The 14,670-nt window shown below is 59.5% G+C and carries 16 protein-coding genes; 5 read left to right on the forward strand and 11 right to left on the reverse strand.

What is annotated here, in order from left to right; genetic code table 11:
* Positions 1-11: 11 nt before the first annotated feature.
* The 3 genes from GOW98_RS01390 to GOW98_RS01400 all read right to left on the reverse strand — a co-directional run bounded on the left by GOW98_RS01390 (position 12) and on the right by GOW98_RS01400 (position 2,165).
* Positions 12-470 carry a host attachment family protein gene (locus GOW98_RS01390; RefSeq protein ID WP_170329268.1) on the reverse strand — a complete coding sequence of 153 codons (459 nt, stop codon included), beginning with the start codon at positions 468-470 and terminating at the stop codon, positions 12-14.
* A 210-nt stretch (positions 471-680) separates the two neighbouring features.
* Positions 681-1,562 (reverse strand): metallophosphoesterase, encoded by an 882-nt coding sequence (locus tag GOW98_RS01395; RefSeq protein ID WP_170329269.1) that lies wholly within the window; start codon positions 1,560-1,562, stop codon positions 681-683.
* A 3-nt stretch (positions 1,563-1,565) separates the two neighbouring features.
* Complete coding sequence (locus tag GOW98_RS01400) at positions 1,566-2,165, reverse strand: superoxide dismutase (RefSeq protein ID WP_170329270.1); 600 nt, start codon at positions 2,163-2,165, stop codon at positions 1,566-1,568.
* 100 nt (positions 2,166-2,265) lie between these two features.
* Between GOW98_RS01400 and GOW98_RS01405 the strand changes: the two genes are divergently transcribed.
* Both GOW98_RS01405 and GOW98_RS25530 read left to right on the forward strand, forming a co-directional pair.
* On the forward strand, positions 2,266-3,027 hold the full coding sequence (locus GOW98_RS01405) for an FkbM family methyltransferase (protein ID WP_170329271.1): 762 nt from the start codon (positions 2,266-2,268) through the stop codon (positions 3,025-3,027).
* The gene (locus GOW98_RS25530) at positions 2,993-3,247 is read left to right on the forward strand and encodes a hypothetical protein (protein WP_217359245.1); all 255 of its coding nucleotides are present in this window, start codon (positions 2,993-2,995) and stop codon (positions 3,245-3,247) included. The genes GOW98_RS01405 and GOW98_RS25530 overlap by 35 nt, the downstream gene beginning before the upstream one ends.
* Before the next feature lie 327 nt (positions 3,248-3,574).
* Here GOW98_RS25530 and GOW98_RS01410 read toward each other — a convergent pair whose 3' ends face one another.
* The 4 genes from GOW98_RS01410 to GOW98_RS01425 form a co-directional block, all read right to left on the reverse strand.
* Positions 3,575-4,141 carry a sarcosine oxidase subunit gamma gene (locus GOW98_RS01410; RefSeq protein WP_170329272.1) on the reverse strand — a complete coding sequence of 189 codons (567 nt, stop codon included), beginning with the start codon at positions 4,139-4,141 and terminating at the stop codon, positions 3,575-3,577.
* A complete protein-coding gene (locus tag GOW98_RS01415) occupies positions 4,134-7,163 on the reverse strand; it encodes a sarcosine oxidase subunit alpha family protein (protein WP_170329273.1) in 3,030 nt (1,009 codons plus the stop codon). The genes GOW98_RS01410 and GOW98_RS01415 overlap by 8 nt, the downstream gene beginning before the upstream one ends.
* 67 nt (positions 7,164-7,230) lie before the next feature.
* Positions 7,231-7,560, reverse strand: a complete 330-nt coding sequence (locus GOW98_RS01420) for a sarcosine oxidase subunit delta (protein WP_170329274.1) — start codon at positions 7,558-7,560, stop codon at positions 7,231-7,233.
* 77 nt (positions 7,561-7,637) lie between these two features.
* A complete protein-coding gene (locus GOW98_RS01425) occupies positions 7,638-8,882 on the reverse strand; it encodes a sarcosine oxidase subunit beta family protein (protein WP_170329275.1) in 1,245 nt (414 codons plus the stop codon).
* A 195-nt stretch (positions 8,883-9,077) separates the two neighbouring features.
* Between GOW98_RS01425 and ccmI the strand changes: the two genes are divergently transcribed.
* The 3 genes from ccmI to GOW98_RS01440 are packed head-to-tail and all read left to right on the forward strand — an operon-like array spanning position 9,078 to position 11,015.
* A complete protein-coding gene (gene ccmI / locus GOW98_RS01430) occupies positions 9,078-10,304 on the forward strand; it encodes a c-type cytochrome biogenesis protein CcmI (RefSeq protein WP_170329276.1) in 1,227 nt (408 codons plus the stop codon).
* Complete coding sequence (ruvX, locus tag GOW98_RS01435; RefSeq protein ID WP_170329277.1) at positions 10,301-10,765, forward strand: Holliday junction resolvase RuvX; 465 nt, start codon at positions 10,301-10,303, stop codon at positions 10,763-10,765. Before ccmI ends, ruvX begins: the two co-directional genes overlap by 4 nt.
* A gap of 16 nt (positions 10,766-10,781) precedes the next feature.
* Entirely contained in the window at positions 10,782-11,015 is a 234-nt protein-coding gene (locus GOW98_RS01440) for a DUF1289 domain-containing protein (protein WP_170329278.1), read from the forward strand.
* A gap of 248 nt (positions 11,016-11,263) precedes the next feature.
* On the opposite strand, the gene GOW98_RS01445 is transcribed toward GOW98_RS01440, so the two are convergent.
* From GOW98_RS01445 to dusA, 4 genes are read right to left on the reverse strand one after another with little or no spacing between them, the layout of a single operon-like run.
* Positions 11,264-11,992, reverse strand: coding sequence for an STAS/SEC14 domain-containing protein (locus GOW98_RS01445; protein WP_170329279.1), 729 nt, complete (start codon positions 11,990-11,992; stop codon positions 11,264-11,266).
* A gap of 35 nt (positions 11,993-12,027) precedes the next feature.
* Complete coding sequence (locus GOW98_RS01450; protein ID WP_170329280.1) at positions 12,028-12,810, reverse strand: hypothetical protein; 783 nt, start codon at positions 12,808-12,810, stop codon at positions 12,028-12,030.
* Positions 12,807-13,631, reverse strand: a complete 825-nt coding sequence (locus tag GOW98_RS01455; protein WP_170329281.1) for a sulfite exporter TauE/SafE family protein — start codon at positions 13,629-13,631, stop codon at positions 12,807-12,809. Before GOW98_RS01455 ends, GOW98_RS01450 begins: the two co-directional genes overlap by 4 nt.
* Positions 13,632-13,657: 26 nt before the next feature.
* Positions 13,658-14,668 carry a tRNA dihydrouridine(20/20a) synthase DusA gene (gene dusA / locus GOW98_RS01460; RefSeq protein WP_170329282.1) on the reverse strand — a complete coding sequence of 337 codons (1,011 nt, stop codon included), beginning with the start codon at positions 14,666-14,668 and terminating at the stop codon, positions 13,658-13,660.
* Positions 14,669-14,670: the final 2 nt, after the last annotated feature.

Below are 14,670 nucleotides of genomic sequence, written 5' to 3' on the forward strand. Positions count from 1 at the left end.
CCCGTCCAAAGCTACACCGGCTGCGCCGCAGGGTTCAGACGACTGGTCAACAGCTTTTCAACCTTGTGAATAGGATGATTGGTCAGGGTCTTGTCGACCTCGGCCACCACCTTGGCCAGAACTTCGCTGTGCAGGCGTCGGCGCAGCAAACCCAGCACGTGCGGGCTGGCGACCAAAACCAGACGGTTGAACGCGCCCTTCAATCCCTTGCGGTTCAGCAGGTTGGCAACGTCTTGCACAAAAAGGGACTTCGCATGGGTTTTCCAGTTCGGCTCCTCAACCGCCGATTTCTGGTTCGGTCCGCCATCGAAACGCCGCCCTGCCCGGTCAGACGGGCCAGCGAACGCGTCCTGTTCCTCAACCGAGACAACAACCAGATTGGGGTCTTCGGCATCAGTGATGTTCTCGACAAACAACGCCTTTTCCCCATCGGCAATGACAACCCAAGTTCCCTGCTCAAGTGCGACCATATTGCTCTCTCCTGTAATGGCCGGAACGGCCATCCCTCTACTATCAGGCAATACTCCACCCTGAGGCGGCCAGAGTATTCCGGTGCGTTGCCTGATTTGTTTCAAATGGTTAGCGGTTCTCTCCCTCCGCCTCACCTTAGGTAAGCATTTCGGGGCAGGGTGCAATCCCGTCTCAGTATGAAACTTTCTTCATCGGCGGGATTTCTCCTGTCAGGCAGACAGCTCGATAACCGTGATTTCTGGTGTTACGCCAAAGCGCACCGGCAGGATCGAGCACCCAATCCCACCTGAGACAACCAGATCGCGCCCACCTTCGTGTACATGCCCATAAGCGTAGCGATTGCCAAACCGTGACGGCACAATCGGAGACCAACCGAACAGCCGCACTTGACCACCATGCGTATGCCCGGACAGGGTCAGCGCCACGCGCTCTGGGACCTTGGGAAATATGTCGGGCTCATGAGCCATCATCACTACCGGCGCGTCATCGGTGATCTGCGACAACGTTCCCGGTAAATCGTCCAACCCGCGGAATCGCCCCCCCCCTTGGGCAATGGCCAATTGATCCTCTAGGCCAGCCAACCAAATGCCGGGGCCGTCCAATTTTATAGCCTCGTTCGAAAGCACAGGGATTCCGTTCTGTCGCAAAGCATCAGCATAGAGGTTCGGACCCCCTCCCCGCTTCTGCGCTGACAAATCGTCCCACCAGTCGTGGTTACCCAATACCGCATAGACGCCGTATTCGGCTTGCAAGTTCGCCAACACCGGCGCGAGCTTGGTGATTTCAACGGGCTGCGAAACCATCTTGTGCCCAGCGGCAAAGTCCCCCAACAACAAGATCAAGTCCGGAGACAGAGCATTTGTGCGCTGCACCACCCGCCGAATGCGCCCCAGCCCGACATGAGGCTCACCGACATGCATATCGGCCAAAACCGCGATCCGTAGCGGCTTTGCTGTCCAATCCGCGCGCCTGATCCGCCATTTCCGCACGCGCAATCGCAGGGCCGGTTCGATGAAAAATCCCCACGCGGCAACAAAAAGGCCTGCCAGCGTGGTCGCCAGCAGGCCCTTGATAAACCCTCGTCGGGTCAAGGATTACATCCGCGATGCAACGTTTTCCCAGTTCACCAGATTGTCGAGGAAGTTCGACAGGTAAGCCGGGCGCTTGTTGCGGAAATCGATGTAGTACGAGTGTTCCCACACGTCACAACCCAGCAGCGCGGTCTGGCCGAAGCACAGCGGGTTCACGCCGTTCTCGGTCTTGGTCACAGCCAGCGAGCCGTCTGCGTTCTTGACCAGCCACGCCCAGCCTGAGCCGAACTGACCGGCACCAGCAGCGCTGAACTGCGATTTGAATTCGTCAACCGAGCCGAAGCTTTCGGTAAGAGCCTTTTCCAGCTCACCGGGCATGGCGTTATCGCCGGGGCCCATCATTTCCCAGAACTGGTTGTGATTCCACAGCTGGCTGATGTTGTTGAAGATGCCGTTCTGCGCCACAGCGCTTGCGTCATAGGTGCCAACGATGATCTCTTCCAGCGACTTGCCGTCCCACTCGGTTCCGGCGATCAGCTTGTTGCCGTTGTCGACATATGCCTTGTGGTGCAGGTCGTGGTGATATTCCAATGTTTCCGCGGACATACCCTTGGCTGCCAGCGCATCATGTGCATAAGGAAGATCAGGAAGTTCAAAAGCCATCTCGGCCCCCTGTTAAATATAAGTTGCGGTTCCCAAGGGTTAAATGCTTTGGCAAGCGCCTCAGGTCAAGGGCAGAGATAACAAAACCCGGAGGCCCGCGATGCTGACTCAGGCGCGCAAGATGTTCTACCGCGCCCGCGGATACTATGCGGGAAACCTGAACGGGGAGCCGTTTCGACTTGATCCCTATCATTCGAAATTCTGGCGCAAGGCCTCCGCCGGTACGTGGGAACCCGAAACCTTCGCCGTGCTCGACAAATACCTGACCCTGGACAGCGACTATCTGGATATCGGCGCCTGGATCGGCCCTACGGTCCTGTACGGTGCGCGCAAGGCACGACATGTGTGGTGTTTCGAACCCGACCCTACTGCTTTCCGGCATCTGGCATGGAATCTTGACCTGAACGACATCCACAACGTCTCGGCCTTTGGCGTGGCGTTGTCGGACCAGTTCGGCGTGGCCCGCATGGCCTCGGTTCGCGGAGAACCGGGCGATTCCACCAGTTCCTTGCTGCATGATGGTGTGCATGGCAGCGACGCGTTAACCATCGCTTGGGATCAGTTTGAAGCAGTCAACGACTTGTCCAGTGTTTCGCTGGTGAAAATGGATATCGAAGGGGCAGAGTTTTTTGTTTTGCCAACCCTCATAGATTGGTTGAAACGAAAGCGCCCCAGCTTGTATCTGTCGCTGCACTCGCCCCTTTTGCCCGAGCAGGACAGGCTAAGACGAACAACCTTGTTGCTGGGATTGCTGGATTTCTACCCTCACATCAAGGACGAAAAATCCCGTTCTCTAGATGTCGCGCAGCTACTGGAACCAGATGTTCTTGGGCAGTACCAAACGGTATTGCTGCACAATTAAACAACTGCTGTCGCTTGTGTCGCAAATCGTGTTTTTCGCCTTGAATACTCACGGTCAGGCTGTTTCTGTGCGAACATCACACAAGAAAAAAATGGAACAAATGAAATACCTTACTATCGCTGTATTAACCCTGCTTGGCGCACATTTTGCCGCAGCGGAATCAGTCACCTATGTCTGCAATATGACCAAGCAAGACGATGGCGGCTGGATTGCGCCTTAGTATTCATTTCGGATAGACGAGGCGGCAGGAACCGCGATGTCTGACACGCAATACCAAGATTGGATGCCCGTCCGATTAAAAAAAGAAGGGGGGCAATCAATTTCGGATGTCTTGGGACATCACCGAAAAGGCCTCGGTGGGCGGAAGCCAGCGACTTCGGTATCAGGCAAACCTAAACACTGCCCAAAACACAGTCAAAGTTCGGATGACTTTCGTACACACAGACTTTGCTAACAGACCATACGGTCTAGGAACCTGTGTACCTCGATGAACGAAGAAGCCCCGATTTTAAAACCGGGGCTCCCATTAACCTGTTGTTCAACGCAATTAGTAAATCCCAACCTCACTGCCGGGCTGCGCCGCAACCTTCAGCAATTTGAACGCGTAGTCCGCGGCCGAGCGGAAACAGACGACGCGGAAGGTTTCAGCATCGTCCATCCAGAACGCGCCCGCGACCTGTGCCAGACGTGAGCGGCGGATTTGACCGGGTTGGAACGCCTCAGCCGACAGGTCAACAGGTGCCAGCTTGCCCATCACCTCACGCGCGCTTGCGCCCGAGATACGGAAAACAGCACGCGCGTCCGAGACGTTGACGGCCAGTGCATGCGTACCGCTGAGCGCGTTGTTCATCGCGGCCAGCTTGGCCTCGACCTCGGCGTAAGGCACCAACACCAGCAGTTCGTCAGTGGACATCCAGCAGACGCCGGTATCACCGTTGACCAGTGCTTCGCGCTGACCGGGCATTTTCTGCCCGGTGGCGTCCTTAACGGCCTTGGCCAGCACCTTGTCGGACAGGTCGCCGCGCAGGGTGATCATTCCCTGCAGGCCGCATTCCTCGACCTTTGCGATGCCGTCATAGCTGGCGTGGTTCAGTGCGCTGATAGGTTCAGACATTCTGCTTCTCCCCGTCTTTATCGAAGAAGATCGGGTCCACGATCTTGGCTTTGTAGGTTTTACCGTCCGTGCCCGGGAAATCGACAATCTCGCCCATGCGATCAGGACCGTGCTTGATCAGGCCCATTGCGATGCCTTTGCCCAGGTTGGCCGAATAATAGGTCGAGGTCACCCGTCCGATCATGTTGCGCTGACCGTTGGCGTTGACGCCCTCGCCCACTGCGTAAGCGCCGTCGGGAATGACGGAACCATCCACAGTCTCGAGACCCACCAGTTTCCAGCGTTCCGGATCGGCCATATGGGTGCGCGTATGGGCGCGTTTGCCGAGGTAGTCCTCTTTCTTTTTCGAGAGCGCCCAGTGCAGCCCCAGATCCTGCGGGATCACGGTGCCATCGGTCTCGTCCCCGATCATGATAAAGCCCTTTTCGGCCCGCAAGATGTGCAGACATTCGGTGCCGTATGGCATGACACCAAATTCCTGACCTGCCGCGATCAGCGCATCCCAGAACGCCTGACCCTGAGACGCGGGAACCGCGATTTCATAGGACAGCTCACCCGAGAACGAAATGCGGTAGGCCCGCGCATCGAACTCACCGATCTTGCCGTCGCGCCATTCCATGAAGGGCAGCGCCTCTTTCGACAGATCCATGCCGCCACCGGCCTGCGCGTTCAGCTTCTCCAGCACCTTGCGGGCATTGGGGCCAACCACGGCGACCTGCGCGTATTGCTCGGTCACGTTGGCAACGTAGACTTTCCAATCCCACCACTCGGTCTGCAGCCACTCTTCCATATGAGCATGGATGCGTTCGGCTCCGCCTGTGGTTGTGTGGCACAGCCAGGTGTCCTCGTCGATACGGGCAACAACACCGTCGTCGATCAGGAAGCCGTTTTCCGAGCACATCAGGCCATAGCGGCATTTACCGACCTTCAGCGTGGACATCATGTTGGTGTACAGCATGTCCAGGAACTTGCCTGCATCCGGGCCTTTGACGATCAGCTTGCCCAGCGTCGAGGCATCCAGCAGGCCGAGGTTTTCGCGGGTATTTTTCACCTCGCGGTTCACGGCGTCATGCACAGATTCACCGGGACGGACATAGGCATAGGTCCGGCGCCAGTGGCCGACCGGCTCCCAATCGGCGCCGTTTTTGTCGTGCCAGTCATGCATCGGCGTGCGGCGGATCGGCTGGAACACCTCGCCACGCGCTTCGCCACCAATCGATGCCAGCGAGATGGGCGTGTAAGGCGGACGGAAAGTAGTCGTACCAACCTTGGGAATTTCCGCATCCAATGCATCAGCAAGGATCGCCAAACCGTTGATATTACTAAGCTTACCCTGATCGGTCGCCATACCCAGCGTGGTGTAACGCTTGGTGTGCTCGACGCTTTCATAGCCTTCGCGTGCAGCCAGTTGAACGTCGGACACTTTGACGTCGTTTTGGAAATCCAACCAAGACTTCATGCGCAGCCCGATTTCGGCATTCGAGGGCATCAGCCAGACCGGCTCCATCGGAGCTTCAGTGGTGGTTTCCCCTTTCGGAGCATCAGCCGTCTTGGGTTTGCAGCCCGCGCCACTGGCGGCAGCTTCGCCAGCGGTCTGTGCGTCTGACAGTACATCGCCCAGAGCCAGCGGACCATTGGCCGAACCGGCGGCAACCACAAAGCCTTCGCCATTTGCGCCCAACGGCGGACGTTCGGGATCGGGGCGGAAATGGGCGTTTGCCTCATCCCAGATCAGCTTGCCGCCGCAGTGCGACCACATGTGCACGACCGGAGACCAGCCGCCCGACATGGCAACCGCGTCGCACTCAACTTCTTCGCGAGCGCCACCGATGCCTTCCTGATTGCACAGCGCAACCTTCTTGACGCGCTTGCCGCCCTTAACTTTGGCAATCGCTTTGCCCGGGTCGACCTGAATACCAAGCTGGCGCGCCTCTTCGGCCAGAGGACCGGCAGCAGTACGCGCATCGACGATACGCAGAACGTCCACACCCGCCTGTTTCAAGATGATCGCAGTGCGGTAGGCGTCGTCGTTGTTGGTGGCGACGATCACACGCTCGCCCGGGGTCACGCCCCAGTTCACCACGTAATCACGCATAGCTGCGGCCAGCATTACGCCGGGCACATCGTTGCCCGCAAAAGACAGCGGACGCTCGATTGCGCCGGTGGCGGTCACGACCTGTTTCGCACGAATGCGCCACAGACGGTGACGCGGGCCTTGCACGCCCGGAGTGTGGTCGGTCAGGCGCTCATACCCCAACACATAACCGTGGTCATAGACGCCCGCACCCATGCAGCGATTGCGCAGAGTAACGTTGTCCATTGTTTCGAGTTCGGAAACCAATTGTTCCACGAACTTATCCACAGGCTCACCATCGACGGTGCCGCCGTCAACCGGAGCGCGACCGCCCCAATGTGCGGTCTGCTCAATCAGCATGACTTTGGCGCCGGACTGCGCGGCGGCTTTCGCGGCTTGCAGACCAGCCACACCGCCACCGATCACCAGTACATCGGTGAAGTGGTAGAAGTGTTCATAGGTGTCCGCGTCGCGGCTGTCCTTGTCGGGCGCTTTGCCCAGACCGGCAGACTGACGGATGAACGGTTCGTAGACGTGTTTCCAGAACGGTTTCGGATGGATGAACGTCTTGTAGTAGAAACCGGCCGGCAAGAAACGCGCAAACGCAGTGTTCACTGCGCCGATGTCGAACTCGAGGTTCGGCCAGTGGTTCTGTGAAATCGCGGTCAGGCCGTTGAACAACTCGGTCGTGGTGGTGCGCTGGTTCGGCTCGAACCGGTTGCCCTGCCCCAGACCGACCAGAGCGTTCGGCTCTTCAGCGCCGCTGGCGACAACGCCGCGGGGACGGTGGTATTTGAACGACCGGCCCACCATCATCTGATCATTGGCCAGCAGGGCCGAGGCGAGCGTGTCGCCCTCGTACCCCTGCATCGAGGTGCCGTTAAAGGTAAAGGTGACCTGTTTTGACCGGTTAATCAGCCGGCCCTGTTTTGCGAGACGGGTGCTCATTTTGCGGACCTTTCGCAGGTGGAGACGTCAGAGCCTCCGGCGGGAGTATTTTTGAAAAGATGAAGCATCAGGAGAACTCTCTCCATGTCCATCCCGGACGTTTTGCGGTGATGGCGTCCTTGATCTCTTGCGGCGGTTCGGTGGTCTGGGCCGGATACGTGCCGAACACTTCCAGCGTGCTCGTGCAGCGGGCGGCGTGGAACCACTTGCCGCAGCCATTCACATGGCGCCAGCGTTCAAAGTGAACACCTTTGGGGTTTTCACGCATGAACAGATAGTCGTGGAAATCGTCATCCGACGAGCCCGGCCCGAAACGCTTCAGATGCGCCTCGCCACCAGCGGCCAGTTCGGTTTCTTCGGCATCGATGCCGCAATACGGGCAATTCAGGATCAGCATATGGTCATCCTTTTTGGCGGTCGGTCGGCACTTGGGCCGACCTGAATTCTATTAGCTGGTCACCTCGGGCAAAGCCCTTAGTGTGCCACCCCGGCGGCGACGCTTTCGTCGATGAAGCGGCCCTCTTTAAAGCGGTCCAGCGTGAAGGCTTCGGTCAGCGGTGAATGACCAGTAGCCATCAACTGTGCCATACCCCAGCCAGACCCCGGGATTGCCTTGAAGCCACCGGTGCCCCAACCGCAGTTGATGAAGCAGTTGCCCAGAGGCGTCGTCGACAGGATGGGCGAGCGGTCGCCGGTCATATCCACGATACCGCCCCACTGGCGCAGCATTTTCAGGCGCGAGATCATCGGGAAGGTCTCGACCAGTGCACGCACCGTTTCCTCGATATGGTGGAACGAGCCGCGCTGGGTGAAGTTGTTGTATGCGTCTGTACCGCCGCCGATCACCATCTCGCCCTTGTCGGACTGCGACATGTAGCCGTGCACAGTGTTGGCCATCACGACCACGTCCATGCAGGGTTTGATCGGCTCGGAAACCAGCGCCTGCAGCGCGATGGCCTCAAGCGGCAGACGGAAACCTGCCATCTCGGCCAGCTGACCGGAATGGCCCGCGACCACGATGCCCAGCTTGTCACAGTCGATAGCACCTTTGGTGGTATCAACGCCGACAACGCGACCGTTGTCCGAGCGCACGCCGGTGACTTCGCACTGCTGGATGATGTCCATGCCCATCGCGGAACACGCGCGCGCATAACCCCAGGCCACGGCGTCGTGACGGGCGGTGCCACCGCGTTCCTGCCACAGCGCCCCCAGAACCGGATAGCGCGGGCCGTCGATGTTGATGATCGGCACCAGCTGCTTCACGCGCTCGGGGCCAATCCACTCGGTCTTGACGCCTTGCAGGGCGTTGGCGTGCGCCGTGCGCTGATAACCACGGATTTCGTGCTGAGTCTGGGCCAGCATCATGACGCCGCGCGGGCTGAACATGACGTTGTAGTTCAGGTCCTGGCTCAGATCCTCGTAGAGGCCGCGCGCCTTTTCGTACAGCGCCGCCGAAGGGTCTTGTAGGTAGTTCGACCGGATGATGGTCGTGTTCCGGCCGGTGTTACCACCGCCCAGCCAGCCTTTTTCGATGACGGCGACGTTCTGGATGCCGTAGTTCTTGCCAAGGTAATAGGCGGTCGCCAGACCATGTCCGCCAGCGCCAATGATGATGACGTCATAGCGTTTCTTGGGTTCGGGCGAGCGCCACGCGCGCTCCCACCCGGTGTGATAGCGCAGGGCCTCCCGCGCCACAGCAAAGGCTGAGTAGTGTTTCATGAGCGAATCCATCCGGTTCGGTGATTGGCGCAGGTATGCCGTGTGCGGACGGTTTAGCCCTGCCACACAACGCCACAATATCGAACTATTGCGACATCCGCCCGATTATTGCGACATGACGTCCACGCGCGGCCATTTGCCCCTTTTTTCACCCCGCCGAGAGGTCTAAGTCAGGGCAGCCATATCGGAGTAGCCATGTCGTTCCTGGTCGTCACAATCCTAACCGCGGCGCTGACGGCGCTGATCCTGGGTCTTTCTTTGCTGCGCGGGCGTCAAACACGCGAACCTGCCGCCGCCTATGACCTTCGCGTCTACCGCGAGCAGTTGGCCGGCGTCGATAAGGATTTGGCGCGGGGTGTAATCGGCGAAGCTGACGCCGACCGGGTACGCACGGAAATCTCACGTCGCATTCTGGCCGCCGACGCTCAGATGCAGGCAGGGACGAAGCAGGCCGGGGCGCCGACGTGGGCCACCCTTGCCGCCTTTGCCGTTATAGCTGCTGTCGTAGTTGGAGGCGGTGCCGAAATGTACCGCCAGATGGGGGCCGCCGGGCTTCCGGATCAACCTCTGTCGAAGCGCAAGGAGCAGGCAGAGGTCCTGCGCGCTGAACGTCCCAGCCAGGCCGAGGCCGAAGCCGCCGCGCAACTCGCCGAGCTGCCGCAGCTGGATGAGAGTTATGCCAATCTTTTGGCGCAGTTGCGCGACACTGTTGCAGCGCGTCCCGATGATCTACAGGGTCATATACTGCTGGCGCAGCACGAGGCCAATGCGGGCAATTTCCCGGCTGCATACAAGGCGCAACAACGCGTAATCGAATTGTCTGGCGATGCAGCCCCGGCCGACGCCTATTCGCATCTGGCCGAGATGCTGATCCTGTCTGCAGGCGGCTATGTCTCGCCCGAGGCGGAAGACGCCCTGAAACAAGCCTTGCAGCGCGACCCGCGCCACGGTCCGGCACAATACTATCTGGGTCAGATGATGGTTCAGATCGGGCGCCCCGACGTCGGATACCGCATCTGGATCGATGCCCTGCGCGATGCCCCGGCGGGGGCACCGTGGGCTGATGCCATTCTCGCGCAGCTGGACGAGCTGGCCTTCCGTGCGGGCGTCTTCAACGCTCCGGACATTCCCGCCCCCGCTGCTACCGGCCCCAGTCAGGATGACGTAGACGCCGCTGCCGCGCTGACCCCGGAAGAGCGGCAAGAGATGATCAAAGGCATGGTAAACCAACTGTCTGAACGTCTTGCCAGCGAAGGTGGCTCTCCCGAGGAGTGGGCGCGCCTGATCGCAGCCCTTGGCGTTCTGGGCGAGGGTCAACGCGCCATCGGTATCAAAAACGAGGCGATGGAAGTCTTTGCAGGCAATGCCGAGGCTATTGAACTGATCGACGCCGCTGCATTGCAGGCCGGGATCGCCCAATGATCCACGACGCGTTTGAAGAGTTTGCAGCCGCGTTGCCGCCGATGACCGCGCTGATGGGGCTGGATTTGGGGGAAAAGACCATTGGTGTGGCCGTCTCGGACCGAATGCGCGGCGTGGCCAGCCCACTGGAAACCGTTCGGCGCAAGAAATTCACGCTGGATTCCGCCCGCCTGCTTGAGATCATCGCCGACCGCGAGATTGGCGGCATTATCCTAGGCCTACCGAAAAACATGGACGGAACCGAAGGGCCCCGCTGTCAATCGACCCGCGCCTTTGCCCGCAACCTGTCCCGTCTGACCGAGGTTTCGATTGGCTTCTGGGACGAGCGACTCAGCACCGTTGCGGCCGAAAAGGCGCTTTTAGAGGCGGATACGACACGAAAACGTCGCGGAGAGGTTATCGATCACGTCGCTGCAGGCTATATTCTGCAAGGAGCGCTGGACAGGCTGCGCTTTCTGTAACGGACGGAGTAAGCCGATGACAAACATGGTTTGGAAAAGGAACGAGGTTGAAAGCCCGTGCGTCCAGATCTGTGTCGTGCATCCGACGGAACGCATCTGCACCGGCTGCTATCGCACGATTGACGAGATCACACGCTGGTCAAAAATGGACAGCACCGAACGCGCCGGGATCATGGACGAATTGCCCTCGCGCAAGCCGCGTCTGGCCAAGCGCCGCGGTGGTCGTTCCGCGCGTGTGAACAACACATAACCTGTTTCTCGATAATCACTTTGGACTGAACCTGCGCCGCTGCAGGCTGGTGTGAACTTCGAGGGGGTCAAGTTCGGACTCGTGTGGTGAGTGAGTGGCAGTCCATAGCGGCGCGCTTCAGAATATGTATTCTCCCGCAGTGGTACGACAGAAGAATAAAACCTGTGTAAATTTCTTGACCCAGCAGTCAAGAAAAACCAGAATTTTACATTTCATTACGTTGCGTCAACTTTGAAGGCTTACAGTTTTTAACCAGCTGCAAGCCACGCCTTGGCATTTTCGAAATCCTCTGAAGGAAAGAACTGGGTGCGGGTTCCCAGTATATGACTAGCCGCTTTTTGCGCGATATGCTGCCAGGTTTTGTCCCCCACGATGGCCGCACGGTTCAGCAACCCGGCGTGTTTGCGTACCAGTTGGAAATGCGATGCCAGCGCCGTAAGCCCCTGCCAACCATCAAATTCGCGCAGATCGACCAACAGTCGAAACCCGCTTTTGCCTACCAGAAGATTGTCCAGCTCCACCTCGGCCCGCGCATATTCCTCGGGGTCCAGTTTGCCCAGCAGGCTGACCTGAACGCAGGGACTGCCCAGATCGATCACATGGATGGCGCCCAGAGATTCACGCATCCAGCGCCGCGCGGCCTCCAGTTCGGAGAGTTCGAAAACCTGCACCGGACATGGCAGAATCGGAGAGGCCAGACGGATACCGGTCTGCACCCAGCCCTGATCCGCGGCCACGGCAATCCGGTCAAAGCCGCGCCAATGGCTGAGGCCCAGCTTGGTGTCCGCCCATGCCGCACCCATATCGTAGCCCTTGAATTCTGGCTGAACGACCGCAAGCAGGCGCACGGTGTCATGTTCGGCCAGTGCGGCCTCGATCGCCGGGACCAAAACTTCGCTGTAGTCCTTGCTGGTCACCTCGCCTGACAATTCGACTTCGAGCAGCGCGCCGTCGGAATTCCTGTGGACCGTAATCATCGGACAAACCTCCAAACCTTAATAAGGACAGTACGTTAGGCGGTTTCGATCCATTCGGCTACTCCCCTAGCGCATTCGGGGCGGAAATAGGCGATCATCCGTCCATCCGGCCCGGCAGAGGCATTGGCGCCCCAAGGCGCGACTCCATGCAGGCAGTGGCGATGCAGTAAATAAGCCTCGCCCGGTTTGGCGGGCAGTTCGATGCGCGGGCAAGTGTCGAACACCTCGCGGCGGGCGGCCTGATAAATATCCGTTACGTCGACCTGATGCAGGGCATCACGGGGATGACCCTCGAGCGCGCGTTCGAACGCGGCGCGCAGGATTTTGTGGCTACCTTCCCATAGCACCATCGGGGCGGCATCCGCGCTGGCCTCGGTCAACGGAATACCCAATATCCAGGCATGAGGTTCATCCACCCGACGCCGCCTATCCGGCCCCATCGGCCGCAACCCGTCCACATGCGCCGCGTCCCGTTTCAACCGATACCGCGCAGAACTGTCGCCTTCGCCCCGTCGCGGCTGCGGATAGCCAGGGTAGATGACCGAGACCTGCCCCTTGTGCAGCGGTAGCTCTCCGTATTGTTGGGTGACGAAATCCATGGCCTGCCCGGACAGCGCGCCTGACTGCCCGACCCGCCCTTGCGGGTCATTGTCCAAAGCGTCCACTCCGATGAACCACGTGCCTTCGCAGTCCAGCCATTCTGCATAGGCCGGGTCTGTGACCGACGTCCGTGCCGCGGGCAAGGCGTGCCCCACCCAATCAGCCAGCTTCGGATCATAGGGGAACCTGACCCAGCCCTTGTTGTGAAAATTTCTCACAGCCCCAGTGCTTTACGCAGCATGTTTAAAGCGACCAGTGTCAGGAAAACAGCAAAGACGCGCTTGAGCGGTTTAGGATCCATGGCGTGCGCCAGCTTCACGCCCCAAGGCGCGGTGATCATTGTCGTGGCGACGACGATGGCAAAGGCGACCAGATTTACCGCTCCGATGGTCAGCGGCGGGCGATGTTCCGGCGCGATATTCAGAAACAGAAAGCCCAGAACGGATGGAACAGCAATGATCACACCAAACCCGGCTGCCGTAGCTACGGCGCGGTGAATGGGCGTGTTGAACAGACTCATCAGCGGCACACCGAAACTGCCGCCTCCGATCCCCATCAGCACCGAGAGAAACCCCACGGACGGAGACAGCACCGCGCGACGGATGCCCTTAGGCATGGCATCGCCCAGCCGCCATTCCGACTTGCCCAGCCCAAGATATGCGCCGATGACCATCCCAAGCAGACCGAACAACGCCTGCAACGCCTCGGTTCTCAGCGCTGAGGCCGCCAGCACGCCCACAATTGCGCCCACGGCGATCCCCGGCCCCCAGCCACGCAGGATACCCCAATCCACGGCGCCCTTTTTGTTATGCGCCAGCACCGATCGCATCGAGGTCACGATGATTGTTGCCAAAGAGGTTGCCAAACACAACTGCATCAGTTGCGGGCCGCCATATCCGAGCGTCTGAAACGCATAAAAAAACGCGGGCACCAATACGATGCCCCCACCAACGCCCAGCAATCCGGCCAGCACACCGGCCAGCGCCCCGATCACAAGCAAAAGGCCCAGCATCTGGGCCAGCAACATCGTCTCGGGCATCTTCCCCCCTACCGATCTTCGTTCGTTTAGGCCTCGGCCAGAGGCGCCACGCGCTCCAGCGCCTGCAGCATCACCTCGGGGCCCGCGCCCTCATGCACTGCGCCTTCGGACAGGGCCCTTCGCCAAGCCCGCGCACCGGGACGCCCGGCGAACAGACCCAGCATATGGCGGGTGATCTGGTGCAACCGCCCGCCTTCGACAAGGTGACGTTCGACATAGGGCACCATTTTGTGAACAACTTCAATCGGGTCTGTCGCCTGCCCTGTTGCGTAGATCAGCGGATCGGCCCCGGCCAGAATATCGGTCGGCTGGTGATAAGCCGCACGGCCGATCATGACGCCGTCCAACCCAGCGTCGAGATGCGCGCGCGCCTGATCCAACGACGTAATGCCACCGTTGATCGAGATATGCATTTCCGGAAACGCAGCCTTCATTCGGTGCACCAGATCATAGTCCAGAGGCGGAATATCCCGGTTCTCTTTCGGGCTGAGACCCTGCAGCCAGGCCTTGCGCGCATGGATCGTCACCCGCTCACACCCCGCAGTGCGGATCTGCTCCAGAAACGCAGGCAGTACCCCCTCTGGGTCTTGTTCATCAACGCCGATGCGGCACTTTACCGTCACTTCGACATCAACCGCCTCACGCATGGCCGCAACACATTCGGCAACTCGGCTAGGTTCTTTCATCAGCACCGCCCCGAACGTGCCGGATTGAACCCGATCCGAGGGGCAACCGCAGTTCAGGTTGATCTCATCATAGCCCGCATCTGCCCCGAACCGCGCCGCCTGCGCCAGTTCTTCCGGGTCAGAGCCGCCAAGCTGCAGCGCGACCGGGTGCTCTTGCGGGCTATAGTCCAACAGATGCATCGCCCCACCCCGCACCAAAGCCGGAGCCGTCACCATTTCGGTGTAGAGCAACGCCTGTCCGCTCAGGAGCCGGTGCACGTAGCGGCAGTGCCGATCGGTCCAATCCATCATCGGCGCGACAGATAAACGGGCCGATGATGAAATATTTGTTTTTGTTGGATTATTTATCATAC

This window comes from Ruegeria arenilitoris, from assembly GCF_013032445.1.
Classification (GTDB): Bacteria; Pseudomonadota; Alphaproteobacteria; order Rhodobacterales; family Rhodobacteraceae; genus Ruegeria; species Ruegeria arenilitoris_F.

Excerpts from the sequence above, each read along its gene's own strand:
- GOW98_RS01425 (WP_170329275.1), bottom strand. The coding sequence starts at position 8,882 with ATGAAACACTACTCAGCCTTTGCTGTGGCGCGGGAGGCCCTGCGCTAT.
- ruvX (WP_170329277.1), top strand. The coding sequence starts at position 10,301 with ATGATCCACGACGCGTTTGAAGAGTTTGCAGCCGCGTTGCCGCCGATG.
- GOW98_RS01420 (WP_170329274.1), bottom strand. The coding sequence starts at position 7,560 with ATGCTGATCCTGAATTGCCCGTATTGCGGCATCGATGCCGAAGAAACC.
- GOW98_RS01410 (WP_170329272.1), bottom strand. The coding sequence starts at position 4,141 with ATGTCTGAACCTATCAGCGCACTGAACCACGCCAGCTATGACGGCATC.
- GOW98_RS01400 (WP_170329270.1), bottom strand. The coding sequence starts at position 2,165 with ATGGCTTTTGAACTTCCTGATCTTCCTTATGCACATGATGCGCTGGCA.
- GOW98_RS01405 (WP_170329271.1), top strand. The coding sequence starts at position 2,266 with ATGCTGACTCAGGCGCGCAAGATGTTCTACCGCGCCCGCGGATACTAT.
- dusA (WP_170329282.1), bottom strand. The coding sequence starts at position 14,668 with ATGATAAATAATCCAACAAAAACAAATATTTCATCATCGGCCCGTTTA.
- GOW98_RS01440 (WP_170329278.1), top strand. The coding sequence starts at position 10,782 with ATGACAAACATGGTTTGGAAAAGGAACGAGGTTGAAAGCCCGTGCGTC.
- GOW98_RS01445 (WP_170329279.1), bottom strand. The coding sequence starts at position 11,992 with ATGATTACGGTCCACAGGAATTCCGACGGCGCGCTGCTCGAAGTCGAA.
- GOW98_RS01415 (WP_170329273.1), bottom strand. The coding sequence starts at position 7,163 with ATGAGCACCCGTCTCGCAAAACAGGGCCGGCTGATTAACCGGTCAAAA.
- GOW98_RS01390 (WP_170329268.1), bottom strand. The coding sequence starts at position 470 with ATGGTCGCACTTGAGCAGGGAACTTGGGTTGTCATTGCCGATGGGGAA.
- GOW98_RS01455 (WP_170329281.1), bottom strand. The coding sequence starts at position 13,631 with ATGCCCGAGACGATGTTGCTGGCCCAGATGCTGGGCCTTTTGCTTGTG.
- ccmI (WP_170329276.1), top strand. The coding sequence starts at position 9,078 with ATGTCGTTCCTGGTCGTCACAATCCTAACCGCGGCGCTGACGGCGCTG.